15 protein-coding genes and 1 pseudogene are annotated in these 15,667 nt (G+C 66.5%); 13 read left to right on the top strand and 3 right to left on the bottom strand.

Annotated elements, in window-relative coordinates:
- Positions 1-61: 61 nt before the first annotated feature.
- Positions 62-1,078, top strand: a pseudogene (locus ABEA30_RS09410) (IS3 family transposase); the annotation flags it as partial.
- On the opposite strand, the gene ABEA30_RS09405 reads toward ABEA30_RS09410, so the two are convergent.
- The 3 genes from ABEA30_RS09405 to ABEA30_RS09395 form a co-directional block, all read right to left on the bottom strand.
- Positions 1,053-1,481 carry a hypothetical protein gene (locus ABEA30_RS09405; RefSeq protein WP_345582180.1) on the bottom strand — a complete coding sequence of 143 codons (429 nt, stop codon included), beginning with the start codon at positions 1,479-1,481 and terminating at the stop codon, positions 1,053-1,055. The pseudogene ABEA30_RS09410 and the gene ABEA30_RS09405 overlap by 26 nt on opposite strands.
- Before the next feature lie 62 nt (positions 1,482-1,543).
- Complete coding sequence (locus tag ABEA30_RS09400) at positions 1,544-2,092, bottom strand: hypothetical protein (protein WP_345582178.1); 549 nt, start codon at positions 2,090-2,092, stop codon at positions 1,544-1,546.
- Positions 2,089-2,655, bottom strand: a complete 567-nt coding sequence (locus ABEA30_RS09395) for a hypothetical protein (protein WP_345582176.1) — start codon at positions 2,653-2,655, stop codon at positions 2,089-2,091. The genes ABEA30_RS09400 and ABEA30_RS09395 overlap by 4 nt, the downstream gene beginning before the upstream one ends.
- 382 nt (positions 2,656-3,037) lie before the next feature.
- Between ABEA30_RS09395 and ABEA30_RS09390 the strand changes: the two genes are divergently transcribed.
- The 12 genes from ABEA30_RS09390 to ABEA30_RS09335 all read left to right on the top strand — a co-directional run bounded on the left by ABEA30_RS09390 (position 3,038) and on the right by ABEA30_RS09335 (position 15,630).
- Positions 3,038-3,127 carry a potassium-transporting ATPase subunit F gene (locus tag ABEA30_RS09390; RefSeq protein ID WP_345582174.1) on the top strand — a complete coding sequence of 30 codons (90 nt, stop codon included), beginning with the start codon at positions 3,038-3,040 and terminating at the stop codon, positions 3,125-3,127.
- A complete protein-coding gene (gene kdpA / locus ABEA30_RS09385; RefSeq protein ID WP_067243077.1) occupies positions 3,127-4,800 on the top strand; it encodes a potassium-transporting ATPase subunit KdpA in 1,674 nt (557 codons plus the stop codon). Before ABEA30_RS09390 ends, kdpA begins: the two co-directional genes overlap by 1 nt.
- Before the next feature lie 3 nt (positions 4,801-4,803).
- On the top strand, positions 4,804-6,951 hold the full coding sequence (kdpB, locus tag ABEA30_RS09380; RefSeq protein WP_345582171.1) for a potassium-transporting ATPase subunit KdpB: 2,148 nt from the start codon (positions 4,804-4,806) through the stop codon (positions 6,949-6,951).
- Between the two features lie 26 nt (positions 6,952-6,977).
- On the top strand, positions 6,978-7,592 hold the full coding sequence (gene kdpC / locus ABEA30_RS09375) for a potassium-transporting ATPase subunit KdpC (RefSeq protein WP_067243073.1): 615 nt from the start codon (positions 6,978-6,980) through the stop codon (positions 7,590-7,592).
- 2 nt (positions 7,593-7,594) lie between these two features.
- A complete protein-coding gene (locus tag ABEA30_RS09370; protein ID WP_345582167.1) occupies positions 7,595-10,090 on the top strand; it encodes an ATP-binding protein in 2,496 nt (831 codons plus the stop codon).
- Complete coding sequence (locus ABEA30_RS09365) at positions 10,087-10,779, top strand: response regulator (RefSeq protein WP_067243069.1); 693 nt, start codon at positions 10,087-10,089, stop codon at positions 10,777-10,779. Before ABEA30_RS09370 ends, ABEA30_RS09365 begins: the two co-directional genes overlap by 4 nt.
- A gap of 19 nt (positions 10,780-10,798) precedes the next feature.
- On the top strand, positions 10,799-11,194 hold the full coding sequence (locus tag ABEA30_RS09360) for a hypothetical protein (protein ID WP_345582164.1): 396 nt from the start codon (positions 10,799-10,801) through the stop codon (positions 11,192-11,194).
- A gap of 131 nt (positions 11,195-11,325) precedes the next feature.
- Positions 11,326-12,300: a helix-turn-helix domain-containing protein gene (locus ABEA30_RS09355; RefSeq protein WP_255218070.1), complete on the top strand. Its 975-nt coding sequence runs from the start codon at positions 11,326-11,328 to the stop codon at positions 12,298-12,300.
- A 225-nt stretch (positions 12,301-12,525) separates the two neighbouring features.
- Complete coding sequence (locus tag ABEA30_RS09350; RefSeq protein WP_345582159.1) at positions 12,526-13,608, top strand: ArdC-like ssDNA-binding domain-containing protein; 1,083 nt, start codon at positions 12,526-12,528, stop codon at positions 13,606-13,608.
- Complete coding sequence (locus ABEA30_RS09345; RefSeq protein WP_345582157.1) at positions 13,608-14,516, top strand: bifunctional DNA primase/polymerase; 909 nt, start codon at positions 13,608-13,610, stop codon at positions 14,514-14,516. Before ABEA30_RS09350 ends, ABEA30_RS09345 begins: the two co-directional genes overlap by 1 nt.
- Positions 14,513-15,199 (top strand): DUF2637 domain-containing protein, encoded by a 687-nt coding sequence (locus ABEA30_RS09340; protein WP_345582155.1) that lies wholly within the window; start codon positions 14,513-14,515, stop codon positions 15,197-15,199. Before ABEA30_RS09345 ends, ABEA30_RS09340 begins: the two co-directional genes overlap by 4 nt.
- A complete protein-coding gene (locus tag ABEA30_RS09335; RefSeq protein ID WP_133617373.1) occupies positions 15,196-15,630 on the top strand; it encodes a hypothetical protein in 435 nt (144 codons plus the stop codon). The genes ABEA30_RS09340 and ABEA30_RS09335 overlap by 4 nt, the downstream gene beginning before the upstream one ends.
- Positions 15,631-15,667 lie beyond the last annotated feature (37 nt).

The following is a 15,667-nucleotide window of genomic DNA, read 5'->3' as shown; positions in this document are numbered from 1 at the left end:
ACCATCGTCACCGCCGCATCGACGGCCTGCTTCATCGGGGTCCAGATCACCTACATATCAAGCCTTTCTTCGTGGGGGAACTCGACCCCCGCAACCGCTGATGATGGGTTTCATCGACCAGATGAGGTCTGAGGGGCACGCAGTCGAGTCGATCATCGAGGTCCTGCGAGAGCAGGGCGTGAAGATCGCTGCGCGCACTTACCGTGCCTGGCGCAAGCCCCGCGTCGCCGTGCGGACGGTCACTGACGCCCTCGTCGTCGACGCCGTGCGCGCGGCGGCCTGGACGACCGAGCTGCTGCCGGACGGGTCGACCCGTCGGAGGATGACTCCGGAGGGTCTATATGGGCGGAAGAAGATGACCGCGCTGATCCGCCGCACTGTGATCGCGGACGCGTCGCGCGGCGCCGTGGATCGGGCGATGCGAGCCCTCGGGTTGCAGGGCATCACCCGCGCGAAGGTGATCCGCACGACGGTCCCTTCCAAGGACGGTATCCGGGCCGGGGACCTGCTCAACCGCGACTTCACCGCCCCGCGGCCGGATCACACCTGGGTCACCGACTTCACCTATGTGCGGACGTGGGCGGGCTGGGTGTATGTCGCGTTCATCCTCGACGTGTTCTCCCAGCGGATCGTGGCCTGGCACGCGCAGACCACCAAGCACACGGACCTCGTGATGCTCCCGCTGCGCATGGCCCTGTGGGAACGCGACCGGCAAGGCCACCCTGTCGGGCCCGGGCAACTCCGGCATCACAGCGATGCCGGATCGCAGTACACGTCGATTGTGCTGACCGAGCACCTCGCGCTAGAGCAGATCGCCCCCTCGATCGGATCCGTCGGCGATGCCTACGATAACGCCCTCATGGAGACGATCAACGGGCTCTACAAAGCCGAATGCATGCGCACGACGATCTTCCACGACGGCCCGTACAAGACCATCGCCGACGTCGAATACGCCACCGCCGGCTGGGTCGACTGGTACAACCACCGAAGGCTCCACGGTAGCCTCGGAATGGTCAGCCCGAACGAGTTCGAGGCGACCTACTACGCGGCCCTCACCAGAGAGCCGCTCCCCGCATAGGAGCGGCACCAAACCTGGGTCGGTTCACGGGGTCGGTGTGGGGGGTGGTGATGATTCCGGTGATGCAGATGTCGCGGCCGTGGCGCATTTCGATCTCAGCGTGGTGTGCGCAGATCGCTGCGGACAATGCGTTGACGGCGCGGTCAGGGGTCGGTGAGTCAGACGGGACTTCGACGATGTAGAAGATGTGCCGCACCAGGGGGTGCGTGCGCAGCGGCTTCGTGAGGATGTCATGCGCTGCCCGGAGCTGACTCCGGAGCGCTTGCCGAGGGTGGTTCGTGTCGGGCACGCGGATTCCCACGATCATGGTTCGCGCTCTCCGGTCGTCGAGTGCGTCGTGATCGTAAGGAACGGGCATGGCAAGATAGGCGAGGCTGTCGAGCGAGTCGCCGTAGAGGAGCAAACGAGCCTTCCCAGACTGCGGGCCTGCCGGGGACGAGCGGGTGGTGTGTCGGATGGTGTCCATTATTTGAGGCACCTGCCTTGCCACTCCTCGTCGTCACTGCCCGGGTGGATGCGGGTGGGGTGGCTGGTGATCTGCCCGAGTGCGATCGTGCCTTCGCAGGTGAGGGCGAGGAGGTCACCGGGGGCGCAGGTCTGCGGAAGCAGCACCCTGATGGCGGTCTGCGTGTGCGGGGAGCGCAGCAGGGTCGTCTTGCGGTGCCGCGCGTTCGGGCACTGCAGGGGCAGGACGTCGAGGACGCGGGAGTCGAGGGCGGCCAGGTCGCAGTCGACCGTCAGTTCCAAGGGGTGCCGCAGCCCGCGGCGCGATGTGCGGGCGAGGATGGTGGTGACGATGACGGTGCGGTACTCCTCTCCTCGCGCCGACGCGCTGCTGGGCGCGATCAGGACACAGGGGGTGCCGCGCTGTGCTGCGAGGGCGGTGAGTGATTGCGCGCCGATGCTGATGTCGCGGTCGGCGAAGGCGGTGTCTGCGGGCCAGGGAGGGCATTCCTCGTACAGGGCGGCAAGAGCCATCGCCCGGGACGAGATCAGGGTGTGCATGATGCTCATCGGGTCACCGCGAGTTCCCGGACCTGATCTGCGCGTACGAAGGCTTCCTGTGGGCGTGGGCGCACGTCGCTGAGCGTGACCGCGCCGGCGCAGGGGACGGCGAGAAGGTCGCCTTGGTGGATGTCTGCGGGAAGGGTGACGATCGGGTACGGCCACGGCGCAGACCCGGTTTCGCCGGGGATGAGTTCGATGGTGGTGTTCTTCGCCGTCGACGTGCGGCCGATGAGCCGGCACTCGTCCCAGTAGGGGGCCACCCGGTCGAATCCGCAGTCGGTGAGGGCGACGCGTTTATCGGTGTCGGTGTCGACGCGGAGGGTGACCTGGAAGACCAGGACGGTGACGTCGTTGCCGATCCCCTGGGCGTGCGCCTGGGCCGGTTTCGGGTGCGGCAGGTCCCCGGTGAGTAGCGCCGGGGTGCCGGTGATGTCCACCAGTCGCCTCAGGGACACTCCGCCGATCACGACATCCGAGACCGTGGGGACGGTGTGCTCGGGCCAACGTCGGGGTTGGAGAGGGTCGGGGATGCTGCGTCTGAGGGAGGGGAGGATGGCGGTGAGGGTCATGCCTCCACTTCTACGCGGCAACCACCGGGCAGGGAACAGCCCCTCACGGAACTCATGCGCCTTCTCGGCCTGCCGCTAACAGCACCACGCAGAGGGCGCGGCCACTCGCGTCCGTGCCGTCGGCGCGCTCTGCGGGCCTGTGGTGTTAGCGGCCCGTCAGAGTCCGCCCGATCCTCGTATGGGTTCTGTTAGGACGCCTGTTTCGGGGGTGTGGGCGGGTGTTTGATCGTGAGTTGCACCCGCTGTTTCGGGTTGCGCGGCTAGTGGTCCTGCTGTCGCTTGTTATCCGAATGGAGCTTGTTGTGCTTGACATCGTCTACGCGCTCGGCGTGATCGCCTTGTTCGTCGTCGTCGGGCTGCTGGGGAAGGCGGTGGAGAAGCTGTGATCGTCGTTGAACTTCTCGCCGCCGGTCTCGGGGTCGCGGCGATCGTGTATCTCGTGTTCGCTCTCGTGAAACCGGAGCGCTTCTGATGACCTGGGTGTACGCGCTTCTCGCCCTCGCCACCGTCGCCATCATCCTGGGCATCCTGCACCGCCCGTTCGGTGACTACATGGCCTGGGTCTACACGTCCCGCAAGGACTGGAAAGTCGAACGCGGGATCTACAAGATCATCGGCGTCGATTCCAAGACCGAGCAGACCTGGCAGGCCTACCTGCGCAGCGTGCTCGCGTTCTCCGCGATCGGCCTGCTGATCGTCTACGGCCTGCAACGCCTCCAACAGTGGCTGCCGTACTCGCTGGGCCTGACGGCTCCCTCGGAGCATCTGTCGTTCAACACCGCGGCATCGTTCGTCGGCAACACGAACTGGCAGTCGTACTCGCCGGAGCTCACCGTCGGCTACACCGTCCAGTTCGCCGGTCTTGCGGTGCAGAACTTCGTGTCCGCCGCAGTCGGTATCGCGGTCGCGATCGCTCTGGTGCGCGGTTTCGCCTACCGGCGCTCAGGCACGATCGGGAACTTCTGGGTCGACCTGATCCGCGGCACGCTGCGCATTCTGCTGCCGATCGCCGTGGTCGGTGCGATCGTGCTGATGATCGGCGGAGTGATCCAGAACTTCAACGGGTTCACCACCGTCACCACGATCACCGGCGCCACACAGACGATCCCCGGCGGGCCGACGGCGTCGCAGGAGGTCATCAAGCTGCTCGGCACCAACGGCGGCGGGTTCTTCAACGCGAACTCGTCTCACCCGTTCGAGAACCCCACCGCGTGGACGAACGTGTTCCAGGTGCTGCTGATGCTCGTCATCCCATTCTCCCTGCCCCGCACCTTCGGGCGGATGGTGGGTGACAACCGTCAGGGTTACGCGATCGTCTCCGTGATGGCGATCCTGTACGTGGCGTCGTTCAGCATCCTCACCGCGCTGGAATCGGCCGGCATGGGCACCGCCCCCGGCCTTGCCGGCGGCGCGATGGAAGGCAAGGAGCAGCGGTTCGGGATCATCGGATCGACCCTGTTCGCCACCACCAGCACCGGCACCTCCACCGGCGCGGTGAACTCGATGCACGACTCGTACACCGCCCTGGGCGGGATGATGCCGATGCTGAACATGATGCTCGGTGAAGTCACCCCTGGTGGCGTCGGCTCCGGGATCTACGCGATCCTGATCCTCGCGGTCATCGCCGTGTTCATCTCGGGTCTGCTGATCGGACGCACGCCGGAGTACCTGGGCAAGAAGCTCGGCCCGCGCGAGATCAAGCTCGCCGCGCTCTACATCCTCGTCATGCCCACCCTGGTGCTGGCCGGAACGGCGCTGAGCTTCGCGATCCCCGGTGTGCGGGAAGAGGTGGAGAACACGTCGATCTGGAACCCCGGCATCCACGGCATGTCCGAGGTGCTGTACGCGTTCACGTCCGCAGCGAACAACAACGGATCCGCGTTCGCCGGTCTCACCGCGAACACGCCGTGGCTGAACACCACACTGGGGCTCGCGATCTTGCTGGGACGGTTCGTGCCGATCGTGTTCGTCCTCGCCCTGGCGGGCTCTCTCGCCGCTCAGGACAAGGTTCCGACCACCTCCGGCACCCTCCCCACGCACCGTCCGATGTTCATCGGGCTGCTGACCGTGGTCACGATCCTGGTGACCGCACTGACCTTCTTCCCCGTTCTCGCGCTAGGTCCGCTAGCGGAAGGGCTGATGTAAACCATGTCCACCATCACCGAACCCCGCCCGAAAACGGCGGGCACCCCCACCCGGAAGGGCGGGTTCACCTGGGAACAGGTCCGGGCAGCCCTGCCCGGCGCGTTCCGCAAACTCAACCCCAAAGAGCAGTGGCGCAACCCCGTCATGTTCCTCGTCTGGGTCGGCGCCGCGCTCACCACGGTCCTCGCCGTCACGGAGCCGTTCATCGGCGGACCCGCCGATTCCGGCGGCACGGTCGTGCCGTGGTCGTTCACCTGGGCGATCGCGGTGTGGCTGTGGCTGACCGTGCTGTTCGCGAACCTCGCCGAGTCCGTCGCCGAAGGCCGCGGCAAAGCGCAGGCGGAAACGCTCCGCAAGACCCGCACCAGCACCATGGCCAACCGGGTCAGCAGCTACGACGCGAAGGCCGATGCTGCTGCGGAGCGGGCCGCAACCAGCCAGGTGTCATCCTCCGACCTCACCCTCGGCGATGTGGTGGTTGTGACCGCGGGCGAGCTGATCCCCGGCGACGGAGACATCGTATGGGGCATCGCCTCGGTCGACGAGTCGGCCATCACGGGCGAATCCGCCCCGGTGGTCCGCGAGTCCGGCGGCGACCGTTCCGCGGTCACCGGCGGCACCCGGGTGCTGTCGGACCGGATCGTGGTGCGCATCACCTCCAAGCCGGGTGAGACGTTCGTGGACCGGATGATTTCCCTCGTCGAGGGCGCGGCACGGCAGAAGACGCCGAACGAGATCGCGTTGAACATCCTGCTCGCGTCCCTGTCGATCATCTTCGTCGTCGTCGCGCTCACCCTGAACCCGATCGCGTCGTACGCTGCCGCCCCCGTGAGCGTCACCGTCCTGGTCGCGCTGCTGGTGTGCCTGATCCCGACGACGATCGGGGCGCTGTTGTCGGCGATCGGTATCGCCGGGATGGACCGGCTCGTGCAGCGCAACGTGCTGGCGATGTCCGGGCGCGCGGTCGAAGCCGCGGGCGATGTGACGACGCTGCTGCTGGACAAGACCGGCACCATCACCTACGGCAACCGGCGCGCCAGCGCGTTCGTCCGCCTCGGCGGGGTGCGGGAGCAGGAGCTGGTCCGGGCCGCCGCGCTGTCCTCGCTGGCCGACCCGACCCCGGAGGGCGTGTCGATCGTCGAGCTCGCCGAGCAGGAGCACGGAGAGTTCGACCGGAACACCACTGGGGAGATCGTCCCGTTCACGGCGCAGACGCGCATGTCGGGCCTGGACCTGCCCGATGGCACCCAGATCCGTAAGGGCGCCGGCTCCGCCGTGATGGCGTGGCTGGAAGAGGGCGGGAACCGGTTGCCGTCGTCGCTGGTCGCGGAGCTCGACGAGTATGTCGAGCACATCTCCCAGTCCGGCGGCACCCCGCTGGTCGTCGCCACCAAGGACGCGACCGGTGCGGGGCACCTGCTCGGGGTCGTGCACCTCAAGGACGTCGTCAAGGAGGGGCTGCCGGCGAAGTTCGCCGAGATGCGGGCGATGGGCATCCGCACGGTGATGATCACCGGCGACAACCCGCTCACCGCGGCCGCCATCGCGAAGGAAGCCGGTGTGGACGATTTCCTCGCCGAAGCCACCCCGGAGGACAAGCTCGCCTACATCCGCAAGGAGCAGGAGGGCGGGAATCTGGTCGCGATGACCGGTGACGGCACCAACGACGCGCCCGCGCTCGCGCAGGCCGATGTCGGGGTCGCGATGAACTCCGGCACGTCGGCGGCGAAAGAGGCCGGGAACATGGTCGACCTCGATTCCGACCCGTCCAAGCTCATCGACGTGGTGCGGATCGGGAAGCAGCTGCTGATCACCCGGGGAGCGTTGACGACGTTCTCGATCGCGAACGACATCGCGAAGTACTTCGCGATCATCCCCGCCATGTTCATGGGCGTGTTCCCGCAGCTCGCCGCGTTGAACATCATGGGCCTGCACTCGCCGGCCTCGGCGGTGCTGTCGGCGATCATCTTCAACGCGATCGTGATCGTGTTCCTCATCCCGCTCGCCTTGCGCGGAGTGAAGTACCGGCCCGGGAACGCGTCCAGCATCCTCGGCCGCAACCTCGCCATCTACGGGCTGGGCGGCGTGATCGCCCCGTTCGTCGGGATCTGGCTGATCGACCTGCTCGTCCGCCTCATCCCCGGCTTCTGACACACCTTCGGAAAGAAGAGAACATCATGAACACACAAGCTCGTGGAATCGGGCGCACCATCTGGGTCGCCACCCGTGCCATGGCGCTCCTGACCCTCGCCCTCGGTGTCGGCTACACCCTGCTGATCACCGGCATCGGGCAGGTCGCCCTGCCCGCCCAAGCCAACGGGTCGATCATCACCAACCAGGACGGCGACCCGGTCGGGTCGTCGCTGATCGGCCAGTCCTTCACCGACGCGGACGGCAACCCGCTGCCGGAGTACTTCCAGCCGCGGCCCTCCGCCGCCGGCGACGGGTACGACGGCGGCGCCTCCTCCGGGTCGAACTACGGGCCGGAGAACGAGGACCTGATCGCCGCGATCACCGAACGCAAAGCCCAGGTTGCGGAGTTCAACGGCGTCACCGAGGCCGAAGTCCCCGTGGATGCGGTCACCGCGTCCTCGTCGGGACTGGACCCGCACATCAGCCCCGCCTACGCGCAGATCCAGATTGACCGGGTCGCCGACGCACGCGGGATCCCCGCCGAGCAGGTACGGGAACTCGTCGCGGCACACACCCAGGGCCCGGATGCCGGGTATTTGGGAGAATCGAGGGTGAACGTTCTGGAACTGAACCTCGCCCTGGACGAGTTGGAGGACTGATCATGCCGAAACGGGGGCAGCTTCGGGTGTTGCTCGGCGCTGCCCCCGGCGTCGGCAAGACCTTCACCATGCTGGAAGAAGGGCGACGCCTCCTCGGGAACGGGAAAGATGTCGTCGTCGGGATCGTGGAAACCCACGGCCGCGCCGCGACGGCGGCGATGACCGCGGGAATCCCAGCCGTCCCGCGCACACGCATCGAACATCGCGGGGTCACGCTCGAGGAGATGGACCTGCAGGCGGTGCTGGACCGCCGCCCCGAGATCGCGCTCGTCGACGAGCTCGCGCACACCAACGCGCCCGGCTCGAAGAACGACAAACGCTGGCAAGACGTCGAAGAACTCCTCGTCGCAGGCATCGACGTCATCTCCACCCTCAACATCCAGCACATCGAATCCCTCAACGACGTCGTCGAACAGATCACCGGCGTCCCCCAGCGAGAGACCGTCCCCGACAGCTTCCTCCGCGGCGCGGAACAGATCGAGGTCGTCGACCTCGCACCGCAAGCGCTCCGCGACCGGCTCAGCGGCGGATTCGTGTACCCGGCCGAACGCATCGACGCAGCCCTGTCCAACTACTTCCGCCTCGGGAACCTCACCGCGCTACGCGAACTCGCCCTCATCTGGCTCGCAGACGAAGTCGATCAGGCGCTGAAGGGATACCGCAAAGACCACGGCATCGACAGCACCTGGGAAGCCCGCGAACGCGTCGTCGTCGCCCTCACCGGCGGCCCCGAAGGCGAGACGCTGCTGCGCCGCGGCGCGCGGATCGCGGCCCGCTCCGCCGGCGGCGAGCTCATCGCCGTGCACATCACCAGTCAAGACGGACTCCGCAGCGGGAACCCGGCGACCCTTGCCGAGCAGCGTGCGCTCGTCGAAAAACTCAACGGCACCTACCATCAGGTCATCGGGGAAGACATCCCCACCGCGCTGGTGGAGTTCGCCCGCTCGGTCAACGCCACCCAGCTCGTTCTCGGCGCCAGCCGCCGCGGACGCGTCACCGCCGCGTTCACCGGACCCGGGATCGGCGCGACCGTCGTCCGTGAATCCGGCGACATCGACGTGCACATGGTCAACCACGCCGCCGCCGGCAAACGCTTCACCCTGCCCCCACTCACCGGAGCGCTCACCCGCAAACGACGCATCCTCGGCTTCGTCGTCGCACTCCTGGGCGGGCCCGCGCTCACCGGTCTTCTGAGCCTGTTCCGCAGCGAAGACTCGATCACCACCGACGTCCTCAGCTACCAGCTCCTCGTCGTCATCGTCGCGCTCGTCGGCGGCATCTGGCCAGCCCTGTTTGCCGCCGTCCTGTCAGGCATCACGCTCGATTTCCTGTTCATCGAACCGCTGTACACGATCCACATCCACCAGCCGCACCATCTACTGTCCCTGGTCCTGTACGTCCTCATCGCGAGCCTGGTGAGCTTCGTCGTTGACCGGGCCGCCCGCTACACCCGAGCCGCCCGACGCTCCGCCGCCGAATCCGAACTCATCCAGACAATCGCCGGCAGCGTCCTGCGCGGAGACAACGCGATCCAAGCACTCATCGACCGCACCCGCGAAGCCTTCCAACTCCCCGGCGTGCGGCTCATGCGCGGCGAAGACGTCCTCGCCCGGTCCGGGGAACCGCTGCCCGACAACCATCACGCCAGCATCCGGATCACCGACGACACCACCCTGGAACTGCACGGCCCGGACCTTGCCGCGTCCGAGCAACGCCTCCTCGCCGTCGTCACCGCGCAATTCGCCGCGACCCTCGAACACGAGCACCTCACCCAGACGGCGAAACAGATCGAGCCGATCGCCGCATCCGACCGGGTGCGCGGCGCGCTCCTCTCGGCGCTCAGCCACGATCTGCGTCGCCCGCTCGCGGCCGCCTCCGCGGCGGTCGGTGGGCTCAAAGCGGCAGGACCCGACCTGGCGTCCGCGCAGAAGAGGGAACTGCTCGACACCGCCGAGGAGAGCCTCGGGGCACTCGCAACCCTGGTCACCGACCTCCTCGACGTCAGCAGGCTTCAGGCGGGCGTGCTCACCATCGCGGAGATCCCGACCGATCCCGCCGAGACCATCGCGCCCGCCCTCGACGAACTCCACCTCGGCCCCACCGACGTCACCCTCGCGCTCAATCACGGTGACGCGGTCGCGCACGCCGACCCTGTCCTGCTCCAACGCGTGCTCGTCAACCTCCTCACCAATGCGCACCGCTACAGCCCGGCCGGCACCCCCATCCACGTCAGGACCAGCACCTTCGCAGACCGGCTCGAAATCCGCATCATCGACCGCGGCCCCGGCATCCCGCCTGAGAAACTGGACGACATCTTCCTGCCCTTCCAACGCCTCGGCGACACTGACAACACCACCGGCCTGGGACTCGGCCTCGCCCTATCTCGCGGATTCATCGAAGCCATGCACGGCACCCTCACCCCCGAAGACACCCCCGGTGGCGGACTCACCATGGTCATCTCCCTCCCTACGATCCGCACGAGCCAGGAGCTGTCATGAAAATCCTCATCGCCGACGACGACCCCCAGATCCTTCGCGCCCTGCGCATCACCCTCACCGCTAAGGGGTATGAGATCTTCACCGCAGCTGACGGTGCCCAGGCGATCACAGCGGCCATCGACCATCACCCGGACATCTTCCTCATCGACCTCGGCATGCCCGAACTCGACGGTATCGAAGTCATCCACGGCATCCGCGGCTGGTCCCAGGCGCCTATCCTCGTCGTGTCCGGCCGCGCCGGCGCCGCCGACAAAGTCGAAGCCCTTGATGCGGGCGCCGACGACTACATCACCAAACCCTTTGCTGTCGAAGAACTCCTCGCGCGCATTCGCGCCCTTACACGGCGTGTTCCCCAAGAAGACGCCACGCCCGTGGTGCACCTCGGCAACGTCACCATCGACCTCGCCGCCCACAGCGTTACCCGCGAAACTGCCGACGGGCAGAAACAGATTCGACTCACCCCCACTGAATGGCAGTTCATCGATATCCTCATCCGCAACGCCGGGAAACTCGTCACCCGCCAAACCATCCTCACCACCATCTGGGGCACTGAACACGCCGAAGACACCGGCTACCTCCGCCTCTATGTCTCCCAACTCCGCCGCAAACTAGAAGAAGACCCGAGCAATCCGACATATCTGCTCACCGAACCCGGCATGGGCTATCGGCTCGATGGCATGACCACCTGACGCTCAGCACCCCCGGGCGATGAACATTCTCGACACCATCGGCATCATCGGCGAGATGCTGTCCTGGATCGGTGCAGTCATCGGCATCCCCTTCCTGATCGCAGCGCTAATCATCGCGGCCATCGATGGTCAGCGCACTCCAACGAACGTCACCATCGTCGAGGACCTCGATCAGCAGCGGATCGCGATATGGAGCGTGAAGGAACGCATATGTACGCGCACCCTCACACCCCGCGATGATCTTCGTGACCACGATTCGGCCACCGTCATCGGATACGTTTCCGAACGTCGGCCCGAGAGGCTTCACCTACACAAACGCTCCCACGCGGAGCGTCTCTGCCGCACCCTCGCACTCACTATGCTCAGCACCGTAGCAATCGGATTCCTCGCATCCCTCCTCCCCATGTTCTGGTGACCTTTCCCCCTCAGCACAACCTGCACGCGGTCAGCGCTGCGCGAGGTAGCCGTTAGAGTTCGGGCAACCTTCGTATGGGTACCGTTAGGGGTACTCGGTTCTCGGTCGCCTGTGGCCTTCGATTGTCATCTATGACCAGTGATTTTCGGGGGGAAGAGGTTGCGCCGCCCATTGGCATGCAGGCTGCGTCGGCGTCCGCGTTCTCGCCGTTGCTCGCCCGGACCCAAGTCGCTCACGACCCGATTGATCCAATCGCTTTCGATTGCGTCAAGTTCATTGTTATTCGGGCGGGCCGAGCTCGACTCTTTAGTGAGTTTGGCGCGCACTTTGTCAGCGTCGGTGATGTTGCTGTCCTGGCGGCGAACACTCTGTGTGGCGCCGAACCAGATGGATGGGTAGCGACCACAACGCTCTATCTCGACCGAGACTACGTCATCGATCAAGTGTTCTGGCAGTACGCTTCACAGTTCCAGGAGCGGCCTGACGCGAGCCAGTTTCTTGATACGCACTATGCGGAGCCCACTCAAGTCCTCCGCATCGGTAAACACCGGGCCGGGCTTATGATGCCATGGCTTGACGAACTCGCTGCGTTGAGCGCCGAAGGAGTGCCTCCTGACCGGTTCTATAGGGCGCAATCGCTAGTCTCCGCCGTCTTCGATGTCTTGGTTCCGTTTATTGTGGTCACCAGCGAAGGAACAGGAGTCGCGCGGCGAAACTCGTCGGTTCCCACCGCGCCACGTCATCGCCCCTTCCGCCCTGTACGACCTGAGGTGCTGGTTATTGCACAATCCTTGCGCGAGGAACTGGATCGCCACTGGACCGTGGGCGAGCTCGCCTCAAGAGCGCATCTCTCTGTGTCTCAACTGCGCCGAGTATTCGTCGATGCGTTTGGCAAGTCACCGATCTCGTACTTGACGATGCTGCGTGCCGAACGAATGGCTCACCTCCTGCGCGTGGAGGACGCACCTATCTCGGAGATCGCCGCCAGGGTGGGTTGGAACGATCCTGACTTCGCTGCACGTCAGTTCCGCAGGAGCATCGGTGTGTCCCCGTCCGAGTACCGCAGAATCAGCAGTGTTGCTCCGGCACACTCCAACCCTGAGTGAACGCGCGGATGTCCGGGCGAAACGCTCATGTTTGGTGCGCAGATCCTCGGGTCGCCAGAGAATGATGTAAACCGAGTTTGACCACGTCGGGTTCAGCGATGCACCTGGCGGTCGCTCACAATCTGTCCGTCGTCCGTCTCGATTGCGTTCCCTGAGTCCCTTCGCGCACCTTCTGGTCGCAGAGGTCACCCGCCGTGTGCAGGTGCCTGCGGAAGGAGGTCGACGATGGCAACCACTGAGGAACAGCGGGCGGCGCGGGATGCGAAGCTCGATGCTTTGCATGAACAGCTCACCGACGGGGTGGAGTCGTTGGTGTCAGGTGAGGACTGGAAGCAAGCACTGGAGTTCGCCGCCAGGTTCCGGGCCCGCTCGTTCAACAACACCCTGCTGATCTTCGTGCAGCACCAGAGCGCGTTCGAGGCGGGCAGGGTGCCGGGACCGGTGCCGACGTATGTGGCTGGGTTCAAGCAGTGGCAGGCGCTCGGGCGGAAGGTCGAGAAGGGCCAGTCGGGGTACATGATCCTCGCCCCCGTCACCGGCAGGTTCGCGTCGTTCACTCCGAAGGTGGCGGAATCGTGGCGCAGGCTCGGCCGGTTCGAGAAGCCGAAACCCGGTGAGGCGGTTCGGTCCCGCATGGTCGGCGTTCGGCCCGCGTACGTCTGGGATGTCTCCCAAACCGCCGGCGACCCGATCCTCACACCACCATCGCCGCGACTCCTCGAAGGCGAAGCACCCGACGGGCTCTGGGACGGCATCGCCCGGCTGGTGGAGGCGGAGGGGTTCGCAGTGTTGCGAGTGCCACACGAGGGCATGATCCACGGCGCCAACGGTCTCACCGACTTCAGGGCGAAGACCGTCGCCGTGCGCGAGAACATGCCCGAAGCGGCACAGGTGAAGACCCTCGTTCATGAGCTCGCGCATGTCCTCCTACACGGACCCGACAATCACGATGCGTCCGGTCATCGTGGGATCGGTGAGGTGGAGGCGGACTCTGTCGCGTTGATGGTCGCTGCCGCTCACGGCATGGACACCTCCGATTACACGATTCCGTATGTGTCGGGGTGGGCGGCGACGGTGCCCGAGAAGCCCCCGGTCGAGGTCGTCCAAGCCACCGGCGAGCGGGTGCGGAAGACGGCTGCGGGGATTCTCGATCAACTCCCCACCGAGCAGATCAGCAACGGTGACCCTCCCGGTCTGAACCGTGATGCGCCGTCCCCGAAATCTGCTGCGTCTGAGCGGGCGCCCGATGTTGATCCGCTGGCGGAGGGGCCGCGCCGGGTTGCGGCCGGGTCGGTGAGGAGTCTGTGATGGGTGCGATCGACGTGTTCGCTGAGGTGAACGGGATGCCGCTCGCTGATGCGGCCGCGCGGTTCGCGGCTGCCGGGGTGTCGGTGTTTCCGTGTGTGCCGGGCGAGAAGCGCCCGCTCGTGCGCCGAGGGTTCCACGACGCGAGCACCGACGTTCATCAGGTCGCTGGGTGGTGGTCGAGGTGGCCGTCCGCGAACATCGGCATCCCGACCGGTGCTGCATCCGGTATCGAGGTCGTCGATGTCGACGTGCACGCGACCGGCACCGGATTCCCCGCCTTCCGCACCGCGCACCGTGAAGGCCATGCGGCGGGGTGGGCGGCGCTCGTGCGCACCCCCTCCGGCGGGCTCCACGCCTACTATCCGGCAGACTCCGACCGTGTGCAGTCGTCGTGGCAGGCAGCGCGGGCGCATGTCGATTTCCGGGGTGACGGTGGCTACATCATTGCCCCGCCGTCGAAGGTGCTGCGCCCTGGCGGGGTGCGGGCACCGTACCGGCTGATCGTCGCGGCAGGTAGTCCTCCGGCTCCGGTGGATGCGGCGCGGCTGCGCGAGTTCTTAGACCCTCGCACCCCGATCCCTCTCGACCGTGCGCGCGCTTCTCGGTTTGAGCGGCGGGGGTCGGATGCGAAAGTGCTCGCCGGCTGGGTGGCGGGGCGTGGTGAGGGTGAGCGGAACCGGGGCCTGTTCTGGGCCGCCTGCCGACTCGCAGAATCAGGAGCCCCTCCCGATGTAACCCTCGACGCACTGGGCCCGGCGGCAGAGCACGCGGGGCTCAGGCCGCGGGAGATCATGGCGACGATCCGCTCCGCCTACCGCACCACCCACCCCACACCGCGCACGTCCGTGGAGCCCGTGGCGGATGAGCGGCGTGTGGTGCGCGGATCACCAGGGCGGGTGATCTCATGAGCACCATCGAGACTGTCTTGCCGCGGGGTCGCCGGTTGGCTGCGGTGACGGCGATCACGGGAACGGTGTTCATCGCCGCCGGCGCATTCTGGCTGTCATTCACCGCGCTTGCTGATCTTGCGCGGCGGTCTGGGATTGATGCGGGCCAGGCGTGGGCGTGGCCGTTGATCGTGGACGGCATCATCGTCGTCGCAACCGTCGCCGTCGTCGCCCTCGCCAACCAATCCCGTCCGACCTGGTACCCCTGGACGCTCCTCGCCGCCGGCGCCGTCGTGTCGGTCACGGCGAACGCGATCCACGCGATCATTGCCGCCGACACCGACGTCCCGGCGGTTCTTGCAGCGTCGGTCGCTGCGATCCCGCCGCTGGTGCTGCTGTCGATCACGCACCTCACCGTCATCCTCACCCGCCCCACCACCACGCCGGATACAGACGCGATCGAGGAGGTGCCGGCAGAGACCGCCGCTCCATCACAGGCGGTCGCCGTACCGGAGGTTGAGCAGGCGCAGGCAGTGGAGATGCCGGTGGTGTCAGTGAGTGAGCGGCGGGCGGAAGCGACGCAGTTGCGGGAGGTGGAGGGGTGGTCGAACAAGCAGATCGCCCGGCACCTGGGCGTGCACCCCTCCACCGTCGGCCGCTGGTTCACCCCAGCCATCAACGAAGAGCAGGAGGAGACCTCGTGAACGACCACACAGAGACCAGCCGCACCGAGCTACCGGAGACGCTGCCCGAACGGGGCGACGGTGCGGGGGCGGAGCGGTCGGCGTTCGCCGTGCACCGCGACCCCTCACTCTCAGGAACTACTACTGACCCTGGTTCGCGTGTGGAACGCGGGATCGCGTGGGTACGTCCGACTGATCTGATCGCGTCGAGCACCGCCAGGATCGCTGGCCGCGGCATCAACTTCCAGACCGAACTCGCGCACCGTGCCCGCCGCGCGCCAGGCCACGCCTACCGGGCGACCCGGAATCATGCGCGCGACATTCGGGATCGCCGAGCGGAACGCGCGGCACCTGCGGAGTCGGCGGTGTTCGAGTCGTTCGATGTGTTCGAGCCGCAGGATCGGCCCCGCTCGTCGTCGTGGGTGCGGCCGTCCGGGATCGGGCTGGGGTGAACCGCCATGCGCAGAAGACGGTGGCGCGACGGGGTCG

Source organism: Tessaracoccus lubricantis (assembly GCF_039544535.1).
In the GTDB taxonomy this organism is placed as follows: domain Bacteria; phylum Actinomycetota; class Actinomycetes; order Propionibacteriales; family Propionibacteriaceae; genus Arachnia; species Arachnia lubricantis.
Note: the sequence above shows the minus strand (reverse complement) of the source record. Positions and strands in the feature narration are given on the sequence as shown.

What these genes read in the sequence shown, in the direction of transcription:
- ABEA30_RS09365 (WP_067243069.1), top strand. Translation starts at nt 10,087, where the DNA reads ATGAAAATCCTCATCGCCGACGACGACCCCCAGATCCTTCGCGCCCTG.
- ABEA30_RS09350 (WP_345582159.1), top strand. Translation starts at nt 12,526, where the DNA reads ATGGCAACCACTGAGGAACAGCGGGCGGCGCGGGATGCGAAGCTCGAT.
- ABEA30_RS09345 (WP_345582157.1), top strand. Translation starts at nt 13,608, where the DNA reads ATGGGTGCGATCGACGTGTTCGCTGAGGTGAACGGGATGCCGCTCGCT.
- ABEA30_RS09355 (WP_255218070.1), top strand. Translation starts at nt 11,326, where the DNA reads ATGACCAGTGATTTTCGGGGGGAAGAGGTTGCGCCGCCCATTGGCATG.
- ABEA30_RS09360 (WP_345582164.1), top strand. Translation starts at nt 10,799, where the DNA reads ATGAACATTCTCGACACCATCGGCATCATCGGCGAGATGCTGTCCTGG.
- ABEA30_RS09395 (WP_345582176.1), bottom strand. Translation starts at nt 2,655, where the DNA reads ATGACCCTCACCGCCATCCTCCCCTCCCTCAGACGCAGCATCCCCGAC.
- ABEA30_RS09400 (WP_345582178.1), bottom strand. Translation starts at nt 2,092, where the DNA reads ATGAGCATCATGCACACCCTGATCTCGTCCCGGGCGATGGCTCTTGCC.
- ABEA30_RS09340 (WP_345582155.1), top strand. Translation starts at nt 14,513, where the DNA reads ATGAGCACCATCGAGACTGTCTTGCCGCGGGGTCGCCGGTTGGCTGCG.
- kdpA (WP_067243077.1), top strand. Translation starts at nt 3,127, where the DNA reads ATGACCTGGGTGTACGCGCTTCTCGCCCTCGCCACCGTCGCCATCATC.
- ABEA30_RS09370 (WP_345582167.1), top strand. Translation starts at nt 7,595, where the DNA reads ATGCCGAAACGGGGGCAGCTTCGGGTGTTGCTCGGCGCTGCCCCCGGC.
- kdpB (WP_345582171.1), top strand. Translation starts at nt 4,804, where the DNA reads ATGTCCACCATCACCGAACCCCGCCCGAAAACGGCGGGCACCCCCACC.
- kdpC (WP_067243073.1), top strand. Translation starts at nt 6,978, where the DNA reads ATGAACACACAAGCTCGTGGAATCGGGCGCACCATCTGGGTCGCCACC.